The sequence below is a fragment of the Blautia sp. OM06-15AC genome, assembly GCF_003481425.1.
GTDB lineage: Bacteria > Bacillota > Clostridia > Lachnospirales > Lachnospiraceae > Fusicatenibacter > Fusicatenibacter saccharivorans.
This window is the reverse complement of the sequence record NZ_QULD01000001.1, coordinates 442,577-459,378: the sequence shown is the minus strand read 5'-3', so window position 1 is coordinate 459,378 and position 16,802 is coordinate 442,577. Positions and strand designations below refer to the sequence as shown.

The following is a 16,802-nucleotide window of genomic DNA, read 5'->3' as shown; positions in this document are numbered from 1 at the left end:
CGCCGCGGATTTTCAGCAATTTCTTACAACTTCCAACGCCTTATCCAATATATTAGCAACTTATCCTCACTTTGTCAACAAAAATTTTACCAAATTATTCTTTTGAGCAAAAATCTTTTGCCTCCTGTGGTTCCCATTTGCATACCTTCCGGTCATACGTAAGGATGCCGTTCGACTCCTCCTCGACATCGGTAAGCTGTGTGTAGACTGCTGCGGCAAGTCCCTGTTCTGTGAGTTCTCTTATCTTTTCTGCCAGTGCATTCATCGCTTTCTGGTACTGTGTCTGGTTCTGGTACGTGCGGTAGCCGAACGATTTTTCGGAGTAGAGATGCTCCTGTACCGGATACGTATAGCCGCCGTATTCAGAAAAAGCAAACGCGCGCTCCTCCGGTTTTACTTTTAACGGACGAAAGTAATTGTGAAGGCTCTTGATGTCCCCCGCTCCCTGATCGTACCAGCCGCTCGCGTGGTCGATCTGCCGCGTCGGATCGAGAGCGCGCACCATTTCTGTCATCTCCCTGGCATCAAACTGTCCCCATCCCTCGTTGAACAGAACCCAGAGCGACACGCACGGTGCATTGTAAAGCTGATGAACCGTCTCGCGGCACTCCCGCTTCCACCACTCTCTTCCCGTTTTTGAGGTCCGCGAAAAGAGCGGATAACAGTTATCCCTGAATTCCGTTGTCACAAACGGCAGTACGGTCGGAAGGTACAAAAGGAACGTCTGAATCGACCGGCCGCCGCCGTTGATCATATCCTGCCACACCAGCATACCGATATGGTCGCAGTGGGAATACCATCTTGCGCACTCAACTTTCAGGTGTTTCCGGATCATATTGAAACCGAGGCGTTTGGCCGTCTTAATGTCATAAACCATCGCCTCATCGGACGGCGGCGTGTAGAAGCTTTCCGGCCAATAACCCTGGTCGAGGACACCGTTCTGGAAATACGGCTTTCCGTTTAAGAGAAGACGCGTGATTCCTTTCTCATCTTTTCCAATGCCGAATTTGCGCATGCCGAAATAACTCTCGATGCGGTCTTCTCCCGCTTCAATGGAAACCCCATAGAGATGCGGATGTTCCGGGCTCCAGCCTGCAAAATTACCGAGAATCAGCTCCGCCTCGTTTTCTCTCGTCTCCCGGACGCAGATCACCTTCGCATCCGGCGCTTCGCTCTCCCGCACCGTAATTTTTTTCGTCAGTCCCGCATCCGGTCCGTTGAGGAAAACCCGTACTTTTACGCTCGCCGTATCATATTCCGGCGTGATCACGATGCGTTCCAGATACGTCTCCGGCACCCATTCCATCCAGACGCTCTGCCAGATGCCGCTCTGCGCGGTGTAAAACATGCCGCCCGGGGTAAGGCTCTGCTTTCCGCGGCCCTTCCAGTCCGTGTCCGTCTCATCGCGCACCTTGACGGCAAGCTCGTTCTCTCCCGTTTTGAGATACGGCGTAAGATCCACTGAAAAAGAAAGATACCCGCCGAGATGGCCTCCGGCACGCTTTCCGTTGCAGTAAATTACCGCATCCTGATCCACGGCGCCGAACTGCAGCAGCAGCCGTTTTCCGGCAGGAATTTTGGGAAGCTGAATCGTGCGGAAGTACCACAGATATTCTTTTGGAAGCAGCTGCCGCTTCACGCCGGACGCATCGCACTCCGGGGAAAACGGAACGAGAATTTTTCCGTCCCGCTGTTTTGGCATTTTCTGCGTTTCCGTGAACGCATACTCCCACCATCCGTTCAGATTTGTCCAGTTTTCCCGGCGCATCTGCGGACGCGGATATTCCGGAAACGGGAGCTCTTCTTCCGGATTTTTCCCAAATTCCGTAGAAAGGCGGAATTTTTTTCCTTCCTTTTTTCCAATCTGTAATGCTTTGACCGCATTTTTGAAGTCCATTCTTTTCCCTCTTTTTCTGATTTTTATGATTGATAAAAGCGTGCCCGGACAAAATCCCGGACACGCTTTTGGTGTACTGAAAATCAAAGCGGATATTCGCAATCCGGTTAGATAAACGCCAGCGTTTTCATCAGATACAGCCAGAACGTCAGCGTAAAGGCACTGCCGCACGTTGTGAGCATAACGGTGTTTGCCGTCAGACTTCCCTCATGACCCATATTTTTCGCCATGATAAAACTGCTCACCGTCGTTGCGGAACCCAGCATCACAAGGATTGCCACCAATTTTTCCTGACGGAAGCCAAGTATCACGGCGATCGGCAGAAAGACAGCTGCAAGACCGACCAGCTTAATCGCAGCTGCAGCAATCGACGGCCGGATATTCTTTGCCGCGCTCTTTGCCTCAAACGACGCACCCATCGCAATCAGGCCGAGCGGCGTTGCAAGTACCGCAATATTCTGCACCGTTTTCTGCAGAATCACCGGCTTTGGAATGCGAAGCACCGACCAGAGAAGTCCTGCAACGATCCCGAGGATAATCGGGTTTGTCACGATATTTTTCGCCGTCTTTTTCACAAAATCTGCCGTGATCTCCTCCCGTTCCGGACCGAATACCGCAAGAACGACAACCGCCATGATATTATACAGCGGCACACTGCTGATGATCATCAGCGGCGCCATGCCGGAATTTCCGTAGATATTCTGGATAAAGGCAATACCAAGGATCGCCGCACTGCTCCGGTACGCCGCCTGGATAAATTCGCCTCTTGCACTTCTCTCTTTTAAGAGATGGGAAAGTCCCCATACCGCAAGAATTGAGAGCAGTGTTGCAAAGAAGCAGAACAGAACGAATTTGATATCCCACACAGCGGAGAAATCAGAATCCGACAGGTCCTGGAACAGCAGCACCGGGAGTGCGATTTTAAACACAAATTTGTTCATTTTGCTTGTGAACGATTCGTCCAGAATACCAACCTTTCGAAAGAAAAGTCCCAAAATCATTGTCAGGAAGATCGGCATCGTCGCGTTCAGGCTGAAGATCAGATTACTCATACCAGTGTTTTTCCTGCCAGTACATTTTTATAATCTTCGTAGTTCTCTTCGAGAAGCTTCGGCGTATTCAGACCGTAGGGACATTTCTTCATGCAGGCGCCGCAGTGGAGACAACCTTCGATTTTCTTCATCATCGCCTGGCCGCGCTCGGTGAGCTGGTTGGCGGACGGGGAACGGCGCAGAAGCAGGCTCATGCGCGCGCAGGTGTTAATCTCAATGCCTGCCGGACATGGCATACAGTAACCGCAGCCGCGGCAGAAGTTGCCGGAGAGCTCTTTCTGGTCTTTCTCGATGATCGTCTTGATTTCATCCGTCATGGCAGGCGGACAGGCAATGTAGCTTAAGAACTCGTCCAGCTCTTTTTCTCTCTGGACGCCCCAGATCGGAAGCACGTTGTCGTACTGGTCTTCAAAAGCATATGCAGCCGCGGAGTTTGTGATCAGCCCGCCCGAGAGCGCTTTCATTGCGATAAAGCCGATATTTTTCTCTTTGCATCCCTGTACCAGTGCTTTCTCACGGTCCGTTGCCAGATAGCAGAACGGGAACTGCAGCGTCTCATAAAGACCGGACTCAATGATCTCCTCTGCCACGCTCATGCGGTGGTTCGTGATACCGATGTGGCGGATTTTTCCCTGTGCTTTTGCTTCCAGCATCGCCTCATACAGGCCGGTTCCATCTCCCGGCTTAGGACAGAAGGACGGATTGTGGAACTGATAGATATCGATGTAATCCGTCTTCAAAAGGGAAAGGCTTGTCTCCAGATCCTTCCAGAAGCCCTCCACATCCTTTGCCATCGTCTTCGTAGAGATAAAGACCTTCTCACGCATTTTCTCAAACGCTGCGCCTAATTTTTCCTCGCTGTCGCTGTAGGCACGCGCGGTATCAAAAAAGCGGATGCCTCCGTCATACGCTTTGCGCAGCAGATAAACAGCGTCTTCTTTCGTGACACGCTGTACCGGTAGCGCGCCGAAGCCGTTCTTGTTTACACAGATTCCTGTACTTCCCAGTGTTACCATGGACATACTTATGTTCCTCCTTTTTCGCTTTCATTGTTTCAACTCACAGTCGGTATTTCACGGAGTCTGACATATCGAAAATAGTTCGACTGTGACTTGCCTCATGTCAGTGGAGAATACCGATTTCTCTCCGCCCGCCACTGCCGTTATGTTTCTTTTAGCAATTCATCCCACCGCTTCAGAAACGGGGGACTTCTTGTCTACTGGTGTTAAAATCCGTTATTTCTATAGTATCACACTTTCTGTCAGACGGCAAACGCGATTTAAAGAGGCAGGCACAAAGGGAAATACTTTCCTTTTATGTCTGCCTCTGAATATCATTTTTTATTTTACTTCTTTATAAAAGTTTACGCAGTCCGACGGATCATAATAGATTTTATTATCCGCAAGCAGCGTGGAAACACCGTTCTGTACTTCGATGATGCTGACCGCACAGTTGTACGGCACGCCGCCGTGCCAGAAGTCGTTCTTGTCTTCATAGACATTGCGCAGCAGCGCGCGCATGCAGCAGCCGTGGGTGGCGATCAGGATCGTCTTGTCCTGGAACTCCGGTTTCGCAGTCAGCTCATGATAGAACGCTTCTGCCCGGTCGCAGACCTCCTGGATTGTCTCTCCGTCTCCCGCCGGGCGGAAGTGGAACGGATCTCTGTAAAAATCGTCGAAGTGTTCAGACGGAATCTCAAAATTGTTTGCCCGGCATCCAAGCCCTTCCCAGGAGCCAAAGGAAAGCTCCATCAGGCGGTCGTCGGTCGTAAGCGGCACATTTCTGCCCGCAAGGACGAGCTCTGCCGTGTGCTTTGCGCGGCGCAGTGGACTGGAAATTCCAAGGTCAAACGGGATATTTTTCAGTCCTTCCGCCGTCACTTTCGCCAGACGGACACCGTTCTCATTCAGCTCGGTGTCCGTCTGGCCCTGCAGCCTGCCTTCTACGTTCCACGCGGTTTCACCGTGGCGCATGATATAAAGTTTCATAAAAATCAGCCTCTCAGTTCGATGTTGAACTCATTCTGCAGTTTCTTGCAGATCTTCTCGACAAATTTCTGTACTTTTTCGAAGTCAAATGCTTCTTCCTTCGGTGCAAAGGTGACGGTGAACGCCATGCTCTTCTTGCCTTCCGGAATCTGGCCGCCCTCGTAAACATCGAACAGACGGATCTCTTTTACGTATTTGTTTGCCTCGCGGATACAGTTCTCTACATCGCCGCAGCTGATGTTTTTGTCCATGACAAATGCCAGGTCACGTTTCTCCTCCTGGAATTTGGAGATCGGCTGGAAGGTGCGTTTTTTGCCGTACCATCTGGAGAGCTCTTTTAAGTCAAGCTCCATGATGTAAGCGGAAGCACGCATGCTCAGCTCGTTCTGGATATCATATGCTGCTTTTCCGAAGTATCCGATTTCTGTACCCTCGCAGAGTACTTTCACTGCCTGATACGGATGCAGGAAGGATTTCTGAACCGGCTCGTAGGTGAACTCAATGTCCATGCTCTCGGCGATGGTGTTGGCGATGCCCTTCATAGTGAAGAAGCTCTCGTTGTTTCCGAAGGTTCCGACGCAGAGAACTTTTCTCTCATCCGGGTAGGATGTCAGCGGCAGGGACTCCGGAATGTAGATGCTTGCTACCTCGAACAGTCTTCCTTCAAGAGTGCCCTGTTTCTCATTTCTGGAAATGGCATTCAGCATGGAAGCTGCCAGTGTGGTACGCATCAGGGACAGATCCTGGTTGATCGGGTTGATGATCTCGATGGCATTTCTCTCTTTTGCATCTGCCGGCAGTTTCAAGAGATCCAGATCTGCAGGGGAGAAGAAGGAGTAATGCATGCACTCGTAGATACCCATGGTGCATAAGGTATTCTTCAGTGCCAGCTCGCCTTTCTGCTCTTCATTGTAGCCGCCCATCGTTACCTGTGCAGCGGAAAGGAAGGTATCGGTTACGTGATCGTAGCCGTACATACGGATGACTTCCTCTGCCACATCCGGGTAACGCTCTACATCGTTTTCGCCCTCCGGCAGCATATCCTCACGGTAAGCCGGTACCTGAATGGTCAGCTCGTCGCCGTTGATTTCCGGTGCAAAGTTCAGATTTTTCATAATGCGGAGAATTTCAGCTTCCGGAACTTCAATACCGAGTACGCCGTTTACCTTGCTGACGCTGACGGTAATCGGGGTCGGATCAATCGAGTTTCCTGTATTCACATCGAAATGGGTGCGGGAAACTTTACCGCAGCCGAGCTCTTCCATCAGGTGCAGCGCACGTTTCATACCAAGAACGGCAGAATACTCATCTACGCCTTTCTCATATCTTGCGCTGGCATCCGTTGCTTTTCCAAGTGCACGGGCTGTCTTTCTGACGTTGTCGCGTGCGAATTTTGCGGACTCAAACATAACGGCCTCTGTCGTGTCGCGGATCTCGGAGTTTAAGCCTCCCATGACACCGGCAAGCGCAACCGGTTTTACGCCGTCACAGATTACGAGGTTGTTCTCATTCATTGTGTATTCCTGCTCATCGAGGGTCACGATCTTTTCATTTTCTTTTGCTCTTCTGACGCAGATCTCATTGCCTTCCAGATAAGAGCAGTCAAAAGCATGCATCGGCTGGCCGATCTCTTTTAAGACATAGTTTGTGATATCAACCACGTTGGAGATCGCGGACATGCCGACGAGTGCCAGACGGCGTTTCATCCATGCCGGGGACTCTCCGATTTTTACGTCATATACGTAATGAGCGCTGTAACGCGGGCAGAGTTCCGGAGCTTCCACGCGGACAGAGAAGCCTTCTTTTTCCACATCCGTCTCGGTGTAATCGGTTGCCGGCATTTTTAAAGGTTTTTCCAGCATCGCCGATACTTCTCTTGCGATACCGAGGATACTCTGGCAGTCCGGTCTGTTTGCAGTCAGGGAGATATCAAAGATCCAGTCGTCAAGACCTGTCAGCTCTTTGACATCTGCGCCAAGCTCGGCATCTTCCGGCAGAACAAGCAGTCCGTTGTAGCCTGCGCCCGGGTACAGATCCTCGGTAAGGCCGAGCTCCACGCCGGAGCAGAGCATTCCGCAGGACTCATATCCTCTTAATTTTCCTTTTTTGATGGTCATAACACCCTCGATGGTCTTATGATCCTTTGCTGTTGCATAAACAGAAGCGCCAGGAAGGGCAACCGGGAATTTTCCGCCGGTGTGCACGTTGTCTGCGCCGCAGCAGATCTGCATGGCGCCGTGTTCTCCTGCATTTACCTGGCACACATGAAGATGGGTCTCCGGAATCGGCTCGCAGCCCTCCACCAGACCGACAACAACATTGCTGATGTCTTTTCCCACTTGATAACGCTCTTCTACTTCAAAACCGCCGTCGAACAGTTTTTTCTCCAGTTCTTCCGGGGTAACATCGATATCTACATATTCTTTCAGCCAACTTAACGGTACTAACATATTAAACCTCCAAATTCAAACTGTTTCGTCTTTATTTCTCGTTAATCTGATTTAAAACCCGCAGATCGGAACCGAATAACAGTTTGATGTTGTTGATTCCGTATTTCAGCATGGCGATACGCTCCAGGCCGATGCCAAAAGCGAAGCCGCTGTACTCTTCTGAATCAATGCCGCAGTTCTCCAGCACGCGTTTGTTTACGATACCTGCTCCAAGGACCTCGATCCAGCCGGTTCCCTTGCAGAGGCTGCATCCTTTTCCGCCGCAGGCGAAGCAGCTGCAGTCTACCTCAACGGACGGCTCCGTGAACGGGAAGTAAGACGGACGAAGACGTGTTGTGGTTCCCTCGCCGTAGATCTTCTGTACGAGTACGTCGAGCATTCCTTTCAGGTCGCAGAGGGTGATGTTTTTGTCGACAACGAGTCCCTCCATCTGATGGAACATCGGAGAATGGGTTGCGTCGTCATCAGACCGAAAAACACGTCCCGGGGAAAGGATCTTGATCGGCGGCTTTTTGTTTTCCATGACATGAATCTGGCCTGCCGATGTCTGGGTACGAAGCAGGAATTCCGGGGAGAGATAGAAGGTATCCTGCATATCTCTTGCCGGGTGATCCTGTGGTGTATTCAGTGCAGTAAAGTTGTAATAATCGGTCTCGATTTCTCTTCCCTCGTATACCTCAAAGCCCATACCTGCAAAGATGTCGATGAGCTGTTTGCGGATCAGGGTAACCGGATGAAGGTTTCCGATCGCTGTCTCTTCTGCCGGAAGGGTCAGGTCGATTTTCTCGGACTCATATTTCTTCTGCAGCTCGCGCTCTTTCATCTCCTCTTCCACTTTCTGGAAGCGGCCAAGCGCCCACTCTTTTAACTCATTGACGGATTTACCGTAGTTTGCGCGCTCTTCCGGGGCAATGTTTTTCATTTCTTTCATCAGCCCGCTGATCTTACTTTTCTTTCCTTCCAGATACTCGCTCTTAAATTCATACAGTTCTTTGGAGCTTTTCAGCTCTTCCAGTCCATTTTCAATCTTCTGTTTTAATTCAGACAGATGGCCGGTTAATACACTTTTTTCCTGCATTTGACTCTCCTACTTTCTTTTTCTTGCTTGTTTGATGGTAAATGTGAAAAACAATCAGATACCCCGCTGCAAACAGCGGAGCATCTGATTTTCGTGGCAGTCGCCAGATATCCATGCAAGCATGGCTGCCTGGCTCGTTGCTCACGAAAAAAAGACCCCGCCCCACAAAGGGACGAGATCTGAAATTTCGCGGTACCACCCTGATTTCTGCAGATACTTCCTGCAGACACTCATAACCGGTGCTGTAACGTACACCAAACGTCTGTCCCTACTTGCATTTCCAGTATCCTGCTATACGTTCCGGACATCTGCTCCAATGCGAAATTTGAAATATTCCTGAACCTGAAGGAGCTTGCAGCCGATGACTCCCTCTCTCTGGCGGAAAAAATATTTCTCTGAACATCTTCACAGCATTTTTCCTGTTAGATTATTTATAAAACTTTCATAAACAATATTTATTGTACCGTCTTGACCCCCGGATGTCAAGCCATTATTTTCCCGCTTCTTTATTCGTCTCTTTATTTTCCATAAAATGCTCGATCGCCGCGTTCTGCAGTTTCCGCAGTTTATCCTCAAAATACGCGTTGATCTCCGCGCCGATCAGAAGGATCCACATGCAGAAATACATCCAGATCATGATAAACACGATCATCGTCAGACTGCCGTACATATTGGACGCCGCAAGCGCGATGTCGAGGTACATGGAAAATGCAAGGGAAAAAATAGACCAGGCAAGGGATGAGATCAGTGCGCCCGGGCACTGGCTCTTAAAGCTCGCCTTCCGGTTTGGAATACATTTATACAGTACAAGAAACAGAAGAGCCAGCACGCCTGTCGTGATCAGGGTACGCATTCCCATGATAGAGGATGTCACACGCGCCACCATCGGCAGATGTTCCGTCAGCTTATTCTGAATGCGGGTTCCGAAGACCAGAAGCACCAGACTGGTGAGGAATGCAACGACAAATATCAAGGTATATGCCATGCCCCGCAGCCGGTTGATGATGTAATTACGTGTCTCTGTTACGTGATAAATGCTGTTCAGCCCATTTGTCAGCGCCGCAATGCCCTTTCCCGCCGACCACAGCGTTGTGATGATCGTAATCGGCATATAAGCAACGGACTGATAAAAGATCTCATTTACAATACCGCCCACGTAGCTCTGAAACTCCGTGGGCAGCATATTGATCAGAACGCTGTAAACATCGTCGCGCGTCAGCGGCGTATATTTTACAAGCGTAACAACCAGAAGAACAAACGGAATAAAGGAAAGAAGAATGAAATACGCACTCTGCGCTGCATAAGCACCGACATGGTCCTCATTCAGGCGCTTCATAAAACCGCGGATTGTTTTTATCATCTGGCAAAACCGCCTTTTCTTTGTTTTCGTGAATCTATCCCATTCTTGCACATATATCGTACTTCAGGATAGCCTACAAAGCATATCATACTTTTCTTTCCTTCGCAAGGGATTTAATTCCATTTCCGGTAATACCATGCGTAACCGCGTGCCGGAACCGGAACGCCGCGCAGAACACGTTTCTCGCCGGTAAACAGATCCTTCCAGGTGAACTCACCCATATCGATCCAGGCCGTGCGGTCTTCATTGCTGAAGTTAAAGAGACCCGTTACCATCTCATTGCCGGATTTTCTGCAGACACAGAGAAGCGCCGTATCATACGTTTCCTCGGTCCAGACATCCGCCTCACCCTCAAACGGACGGTATTTGAATTTCAGCTCCTCCATCTTTTTCATCGAAGCAAAAATCTGATTCTGAACCGTTCCTTTTTTCTCCTTCTGGGGCTCCAGATCCCAGCGGAAGTGGCCGCGGTGCAGATAACGGCTGTCGGCTGCGCGGTCAGAATCTTCACTCTCTTTGTAGGAATAATCGTTGACCTGGCCGATCTCATCGCCGCTGTAGATAACCGGAATACCAGACTGGATGAAAAGGTATGCGTTCAGCATCTCAATTCTCTGGATCGCCTGTTCGGTCTTCGCCTCATTCTGCTCAAAGCCTGCCGCCTCAAGTCCACACAGGGAAGCGGTTGTTCCGCAGAGACGCGCATCCTGCAGCACCGGATCGTCGTTATAGAGCTCTCCTCTTGCGTCGCTTCCCTCCACATAACCGCGGAAATAGTCATTCAGATATTTCTTATGCGGTGCCTCGGCGATGCCAAACTGTTTCAGCCATTCGTAATCGAGGCCCCAGCCGATATCATCGTGGCATCTCAGATAGTTCAGGAAGACATAGTCCTTCGGCAGTCTCGTCACAATATCCATCTGATGTTTCAGCAGGCGGGTATCCGCCGTTGCAACCGTGTGCCAGGTGGATGCCATCGTCGTTACGTTGTACAGCATATGGCATTCCGGTTTCTCGAGTGTTCCGAAGTACGGAACAACCTTTTCCGGCTCCATGACAACCTCGCCGAGCAGCAGAACGCCCGGGCAGACGATCTCGGTGATCATACGCATCATGCGGACAATGGTATGTACCTGCGGCAGGTTACGGCAGGTGGTGCCGAGCTGTTTCCAGATGTATGGAACGGCATCAATGCGGACGATATCGATTCCCTGGTTGACGAGATAGAGCATATTGTTTACCATCTCGTTAAAGACAACCGGGTTCGCATAGTTCAGATCCCACTGGTATGGATAGAACGTCGTCATGACAAATTTATGGCAGTCCTCTCTCCAGGTAAAGTTGCCCGGTGCCGTTGTCGGGAATACCTGCGGACAGGTCTTTTCATATTCGGACGGAATATCGTAGTTGTCGAAGAAAAAGTAACGGTCCTGGTACTCTTTTTCACCGGCAAGTGCACGTTTTGCCCATTCATGATCCTCGGAAGTGTGGTTCATAACGAAATCCATACAAAGGCTCATGCTCTGGTCATGGCATTTTTCAGAGAGGGCAGCCAGATCTTCCATCGTTCCAAGGGACGGCTGTACCGTGCGGTAATCGGCAACCGCATAGCCGCCGTCGCTTTTTCCCTTCGGCGTTGCAAGGAACGGCATCAGATGCAGGTAGTTGACGTTGCACTCTTTTAAATAATCCAGTTTTTTCTCAAGGCCGCTGATGTTATCTGCGAATGCGTCGATGTACAGCATCATACCGAGCATTTTCTGGCTCTTGTACCAGTCTTTCTGTTTTTCTCTTTTCCGATCCAGCGCTTTCCATTTTTTATTCCGCTCTTTGTACCACTGCTCCATGGCTGCACAGAGTTCCTCAAAGCGTCCCTGGCCGTTTGGATACAGCTCACAGTAGAGCCATTTCAGCTCGTCGTAGTGTTTTTCGAGTCTTCTCTGATATTCCACTGTCATGTTGTTTATTCTCCTTTATCTTATTCTTTATTTTGTCACATCATTCCGGTAACGGTAATTCTGTGTTACGTTTCTTCTCTTGCAGTATACCGTTGTGTGAATTATATGTCAACCGTTTACATACCATATTTTTCAACAAATTTCCGGCTTCTTCTTTGTCTTTTTTGCTATTTTTCTGTCTATCGTTTACCGCAGGGCAGAAAAAAACTCCGCGGTTTCTTTTTTCCGCAGAGTTTTCTTTTCGTTTTTGTTTCACGCCGAATCGCGCACCACAAGGCTCACCGGCATGGTCGTCACATTCGGCACCATCTCTCCCTTTCTTCTCCGGTCGATATACGCAATGGAAAGCTCCGACATTTCCTCAATCGGCTGATGGATCGTCGTGATGGAAGGCGTGGTAATCCCGGCGATCACAGTGTCATCAAACCCGACAACTTTAATATCCTCCGGCACCCGTTTTCCCATGGCGTAAAGGCGCTGGAGTACCTGTGCGGCAATCAGGTCACTGCTTGCAAAAATGCCGTCCGTCTCCGGGTGCTCCAGAAGGCCCTTTTCAATATAGGATTCATAGTGCATGGAGCCGTAGCTTAAGCGGTCACTCAAAAGAACTTCCCCTTCAATCCCCCGCTCCCGGCAGACGCGCAGGAATCCATCCGCACGCCGGTCCGCCGGCATATCTCTTCCGACGATTCCGCCGAAATGAAGCAGATGGCAGCAGCCGCAGTCCGCAAGATGCGATGCTGCAAGCGCTCCTCCCTGCTCGTTGTCACACTGGATTGTAATGGCCTCCGTATTTTCCTCTCGCTCGAAATTGACGATCGGAATTTTCAGATCATGAAACTTTTCAATCTGCACATCGCGGCTTGCCATCACAACGCCGGTTACACGGTTGGAGATGAACATATCGAGATATTCGGTTTCTTTCTCCGGCTGATCTTTCGAGTTGCAGAGCAGAATCTTGTAGCCCCGCTTTGCCGCCGCGCTCTCGAGTGCACTGATCATTTTACTGAAAAACGGGTGCGAGATGTGCGGAACGATAACCCCGATCGTATTGGAATGCGCTTTTGCCAGGGAACGCGCCAGCTCATTCGGCTGGTAATTCATCTCCTGCATCGCCTGCGTTACTTTTTTTCTTGTCTCTTCACTGATGTATCCGCGGTTGTTGATCACGCGGGAAACCGTCGTCGCCGTAACGCCGGCGCGTGCCGCTATGTCCTTGATTGTCGCCATGTTTCTCTCCTCGTCATTTTCTAACTGTTTTTCACTTTCGCCCATTATAGCACAAAAAATCTGTTTTCGGTGATTTTTTTAAAAAAGGGAACGGCAGTCGCCGATTTCGATGTTCTGGTAAAAATAGCGGAGAATCTCCTCATACGATTTTCCCTGCTCTGCCAGATGTTTCGCACCGTTCTGTGACATGCCGACGCCGTGGCCGTAGCCGCCGCCGTAAAATGTAAAGGAGACAGCCGTTTCCCCTTCTTTTTCCGGAACCACGATAAAGCAGGCACTCGGAAGCAGCTCCATCTCACAGCTTACAGTTCCGTCATTTTTCTGAATCGGCCAGCCTTTCGCCGAGAGGAACTTTCGGATCTGATACTCTCCCTCGATTTCCATGGATCCTTTTTTCCCCTCGATACGGACGGTTTCTGCCGCACCTCCCTCTGACCGCCGCCGCACCTCAATCCCCGTGATCTCCCCGATTTTCTGATCCGCTGCCCGTTCTGACAGCACATCCGCCGGAATCGTCACCTGCCAGCGGTACCAGCCGTCCTCCACTTCCAGACTTGTGCTGTCCCTTTTGGTGATAAACGATGCAAATGCCTCCTCCGTCTCCGGTTCCTGCTTCTCCCCGCCTACCGTCACGCTCTTCAGATATTCTGCCGTCTCCGCCGTATTCCACACTTCATCCGTACTCGTCTTCCCGCAGGAGGTTGAGAAAAAATACGCCTGAATTGGTTCCCCGCCGCAGGTGATGATTTTTCCTTCTGTCTCCGCCACCGCAGCGTCTGTCTCCGGCTGCGCTTCCATATTGTGGTAGACCTGGCTTTCCACGCTGTCGTCTACATCCGCGTGGTAGTTCTCCCACGTTTTTTCACGAATCCTGGCACACGCATACGTTCTCGCACAGACCGCCTGTGCTTTTAATGCCTCCTTTTCGTAGGAGGACGGCATCTCACTCGGCACGACATACCGAAGATACATTTCCAGATCAAGTTCATTTACAACGAGAAGTCCCTCTTCGCTTTTATAGATGACAAAACTTCCCGGATAAACCGTCTCGTCTTCCGGCTTTCCCGTCAGGGAAACCGCCGTTCCCGCCGTCTCATCGGCCGGCACCACATGCACAACTTCCCCGCATTCCTGTTCCGTCACACAGATCGTCTCCTGCGGGGAAGCTATGTATGCGCCGTCGTTCATGGAAAGGCTTGCGTTTCCACGCAGGGACACCTGTTTCTGTGCGTATCCCAGCTTTCCGCAGTCCGTCAGAAGGACACGAATCTGTACCGGTCCGGCTGCCGTTGTTTCTTTTTGTTCTTCCTTTTTACTGTTCAGAAAAGCCGCGTTTTCCTGTTCCATGTTCTGTATCGTCTCCTCCTGCTTTTTGCCTTCCATCGTCTCCGTCCTGCTTTCTGCTGTCGCTGTCTCTTCCGGCGCATCCAGACGGCGCTTCACAACAAACAATAACAGCAACAGGAGAATCCCCACTCCTAACAGTATCAATTCCAATTTATCATTTTTTCTCTTCATATCTCATTCTATGCACACGGCTTTTTGTCCGATTCCTTTTCTTTTTGCGATTTTTCCTTGACAAATACCGCCCTATGGTATATAGTACGGTTGTGTATAAATTTCATATCAACATCCAGAGTGCATCAAAAGAAGATCCGTCTTTTGGTGAGAGAGGGAATTCAGGTGAGATTCCTGGGCGATCCGGTCACTGTAATCAGGGAGTGAAGCATAACAAATCCATTGTATGTCCGCAACATATGAGAAGGAATGTGGAACGATGATCTGTAAGTCAGGAAACCTGCTCTGTATGCATAGGGTTGATGCTTCCGATGAAAGCTTCCATTCAAAGACTATTATGGGATATGGAATGTCTGAAAATTTTCGATTAGATTTTTAGAAACCTTCGAGCGAGATTTATGCATTGCATTAAACGGCCGGGTAAACCGTTTCAGATTCTGGTTTCGCCTGTTCTTAGTCAGGCGCCATCCTCCGCTTAAAGGTGTCTGCTATTCCGCTTGCAGGTTGATTCAGATGGCGAAGCGGTTACCCACCTCTGAAAAGAATATGACATAACTGGTAAGATTCTGTTGGATTCGAAAACAGGGTCTTTTCTTTTTCTGTTTTTTCAGAATTCGTTTTCTGCATATTTTCCCATAAAAAGGCTCCCCGCCTGCGCTCCTGTTTTCACAGGACGCTGCAGGAAGGGAGCTTTTTTATGCTGTTTCTATAGCAAGACCCGAAAATAATGCAAAAAAGGCAGTGCTGCAGAGCGCGAATTGCAAGGAACAGATTTGAAGGCGTACCGAGGTACGACGAAAATCTGTGACGCAGTAATTCATGCTCTGCGGTGCTGAATTTTTTGCATTATTTTCGAGGATTGCTATAAAATAGGATCTTAGAAAATGAATTTGTATACGGTTGTGGTGTCGTAAGTATCGCCTGCCTCGAGGATCGGTTTCTCCTCACCCTCCTGGTTGATGGCATTCGGCACATACTGAGATTCCAGGCAGAAGCCGTTGCGTTTGTCATAGAATACCCCATTCTTTCCGGTAACCGGAGCAATGAAATTTCCGGCGTAGAACTGAACGCATGGCAGATCCGTGAAGGCTTCCATGGTGATGCCGCTCTCTTTGCAGGATGCGACTGCCATCAGCTCAATGCTTCCCTCGACAGCCTTGTCCAGGATAAAGTTGTGGTCGTAGCCGCCGGTCAGTTTGAGCTGTTCGAAATCTGCTTCGATCTCTGCTCCGATTGCTTTCTCGCTGGTGAAATCCATCGGGGTTCCCTGTACCGGTGCATGCTCGCCGGTCGGGATGGATGCAGAATCGATCACCGGGCTGAACTGCTCCGCTTTTAAGACAAGTGTCTGGTTCTCAATAGATCCGGCATCGTGGCCTGCCAGGTTGAAGTAGCTGTGGTTTGTCATGTTGACAACGGTATCCTGATCGCAGCTTCCCTCATAGTGGATTTCTACGGCGTTCTCATCGGTCAGGGTATACGTAACGGACACTTCAAAGTTTCCCGGGAATCCCTGGTCTCCGTCCGGGCTCATCAGAACGAAGGTAACGGCGCTGTCATCCGCCTCTTCTACGTTCCAGAGGCGGTAATCGTATCCGTCCGGGCCGCTGTGCAGGTTGTTGTTGTTCTCATTTTTTGCCAGCTGGTATGTTTTTCCGTGCAGTTCAAATGCTGCTCCCGCGATACGGTTTCCGTTTCTTCCGATGGTGGCTCCAAAATGGCTTCCGTCGGTCTCATAGCCGGTTACGGAGTCAAATCCAAGGACAACGTCTCTCTTCTTTCCATCCTTATCCGGAACGAGAACCGATACCAGATGTGCGCCGTAATCGGTTACACTGATTTCCATTCCGTTTTTATTGGAGAGCGTGTAGAGCAATGCTTCTTTTCCGTCTTTTGTTGTTCCAAAACCCTGTTTTTTCATGTTCCTTCTCCTTTTGGTTGTATGTAACGTATAAAAGAGAACCATTTTCATGATTCTCTTTTTTCTCTTTTGTAACCCCGGAATGCCGTTTCCCATACTTTGACTCCTAGCAACGCAAGCTAGGTGGGTAGCCGCAGTCACCATTTCTGCCTTCCACTGACGTCTGTTTCCAGGGTGGCCTGACATCCACATGACAATAATAAGCCTCCCGTTTAAAGTAAATGTAGGTTCAAAATAATGAGATCATCGAACATTCCAGGAAGTTACATTTTTCTTCTTTTCTTTTCACAATTCGGATTATACGCTATTTTGGTTCGCTTTTCAAGTATTATTGCACAATTACTCAAAAA

At 49.8% G+C, this 16,802-nt stretch carries 11 protein-coding genes, 1 other RNA gene, 1 riboswitch and 1 other annotated feature; all 12 genes read right to left on the bottom strand.

Annotated elements, in window-relative coordinates; all coding sequences use genetic code 11:
* Window positions 1-94: 94 nt before the first annotated feature.
* Window positions 95-1,897 (bottom strand): glycoside hydrolase family 2 protein, encoded by a 1,803-nt coding sequence (locus tag DXB83_RS02270; RefSeq protein WP_117804051.1) that lies wholly within the window; start codon window positions 1,895-1,897, stop codon window positions 95-97.
* 107 nt (window positions 1,898-2,004) lie between these two features.
* Window positions 2,005-2,949 carry an AEC family transporter gene (locus tag DXB83_RS02265; RefSeq protein WP_117804050.1) on the bottom strand — a complete coding sequence of 315 codons (945 nt, stop codon included), beginning with the start codon at window positions 2,947-2,949 and terminating at the stop codon, window positions 2,005-2,007.
* A complete protein-coding gene (locus DXB83_RS02260) occupies window positions 2,946-3,971 on the bottom strand; it encodes an aldo/keto reductase (protein WP_117804049.1) in 1,026 nt (341 codons plus the stop codon). The genes DXB83_RS02265 and DXB83_RS02260 overlap by 4 nt, the downstream gene beginning before the upstream one ends.
* A 318-nt stretch (window positions 3,972-4,289) precedes the next feature.
* Window positions 4,290-4,937 carry a histidine phosphatase family protein gene (locus DXB83_RS02255; protein WP_117509036.1) on the bottom strand — a complete coding sequence of 216 codons (648 nt, stop codon included), beginning with the start codon at window positions 4,935-4,937 and terminating at the stop codon, window positions 4,290-4,292.
* A gap of 5 nt (window positions 4,938-4,942) precedes the next feature.
* A complete protein-coding gene (gene pheT / locus DXB83_RS02250) occupies window positions 4,943-7,387 on the bottom strand; it encodes a phenylalanine--tRNA ligase subunit beta (protein ID WP_117804048.1) in 2,445 nt (814 codons plus the stop codon).
* A 31-nt stretch (window positions 7,388-7,418) separates the two neighbouring features.
* Entirely contained in the window at window positions 7,419-8,465 is a 1,047-nt protein-coding gene (pheS, locus tag DXB83_RS02245; protein ID WP_022461828.1) for a phenylalanine--tRNA ligase subunit alpha, read from the bottom strand.
* A gap of 165 nt (window positions 8,466-8,630) precedes the next feature.
* Window positions 8,631-8,883, bottom strand: a binding site (T-box leader).
* A 72-nt stretch (window positions 8,884-8,955) separates the two neighbouring features.
* Window positions 8,956-9,825 carry a YihY/virulence factor BrkB family protein gene (locus DXB83_RS02240; protein WP_055226442.1) on the bottom strand — a complete coding sequence of 290 codons (870 nt, stop codon included), beginning with the start codon at window positions 9,823-9,825 and terminating at the stop codon, window positions 8,956-8,958.
* A 113-nt stretch (window positions 9,826-9,938) separates the two neighbouring features.
* A complete protein-coding gene (locus DXB83_RS02235) occupies window positions 9,939-11,783 on the bottom strand; it encodes an alpha-amylase family protein (protein ID WP_118639891.1) in 1,845 nt (614 codons plus the stop codon).
* A 252-nt stretch (window positions 11,784-12,035) separates the two neighbouring features.
* The gene (locus DXB83_RS02230; protein WP_022461831.1) at window positions 12,036-13,013 is read right to left on the bottom strand and encodes a LacI family DNA-binding transcriptional regulator; all 978 of its coding nucleotides are present in this window, start codon (window positions 13,011-13,013) and stop codon (window positions 12,036-12,038) included.
* A gap of 78 nt (window positions 13,014-13,091) precedes the next feature.
* A complete protein-coding gene (locus DXB83_RS02225; protein ID WP_158579730.1) occupies window positions 13,092-14,474 on the bottom strand; it encodes a SpoIID/LytB domain-containing protein in 1,383 nt (460 codons plus the stop codon).
* A 158-nt stretch (window positions 14,475-14,632) separates the two neighbouring features.
* Window positions 14,633-14,833, top strand: a riboswitch (cobalamin riboswitch).
* Between the two features lie 575 nt (window positions 14,834-15,408).
* Window positions 15,409-16,452, bottom strand: coding sequence for an aldose epimerase family protein (locus DXB83_RS02220; protein WP_055218365.1), 1,044 nt, complete (start codon window positions 16,450-16,452; stop codon window positions 15,409-15,411).
* Window positions 16,453-16,522: 70 nt separating this feature from the next.
* Window positions 16,523-16,717, bottom strand: a non-coding RNA gene (gene ssrS / locus DXB83_RS02215) — 6S RNA.
* Window positions 16,718-16,802 lie beyond the last annotated feature (85 nt).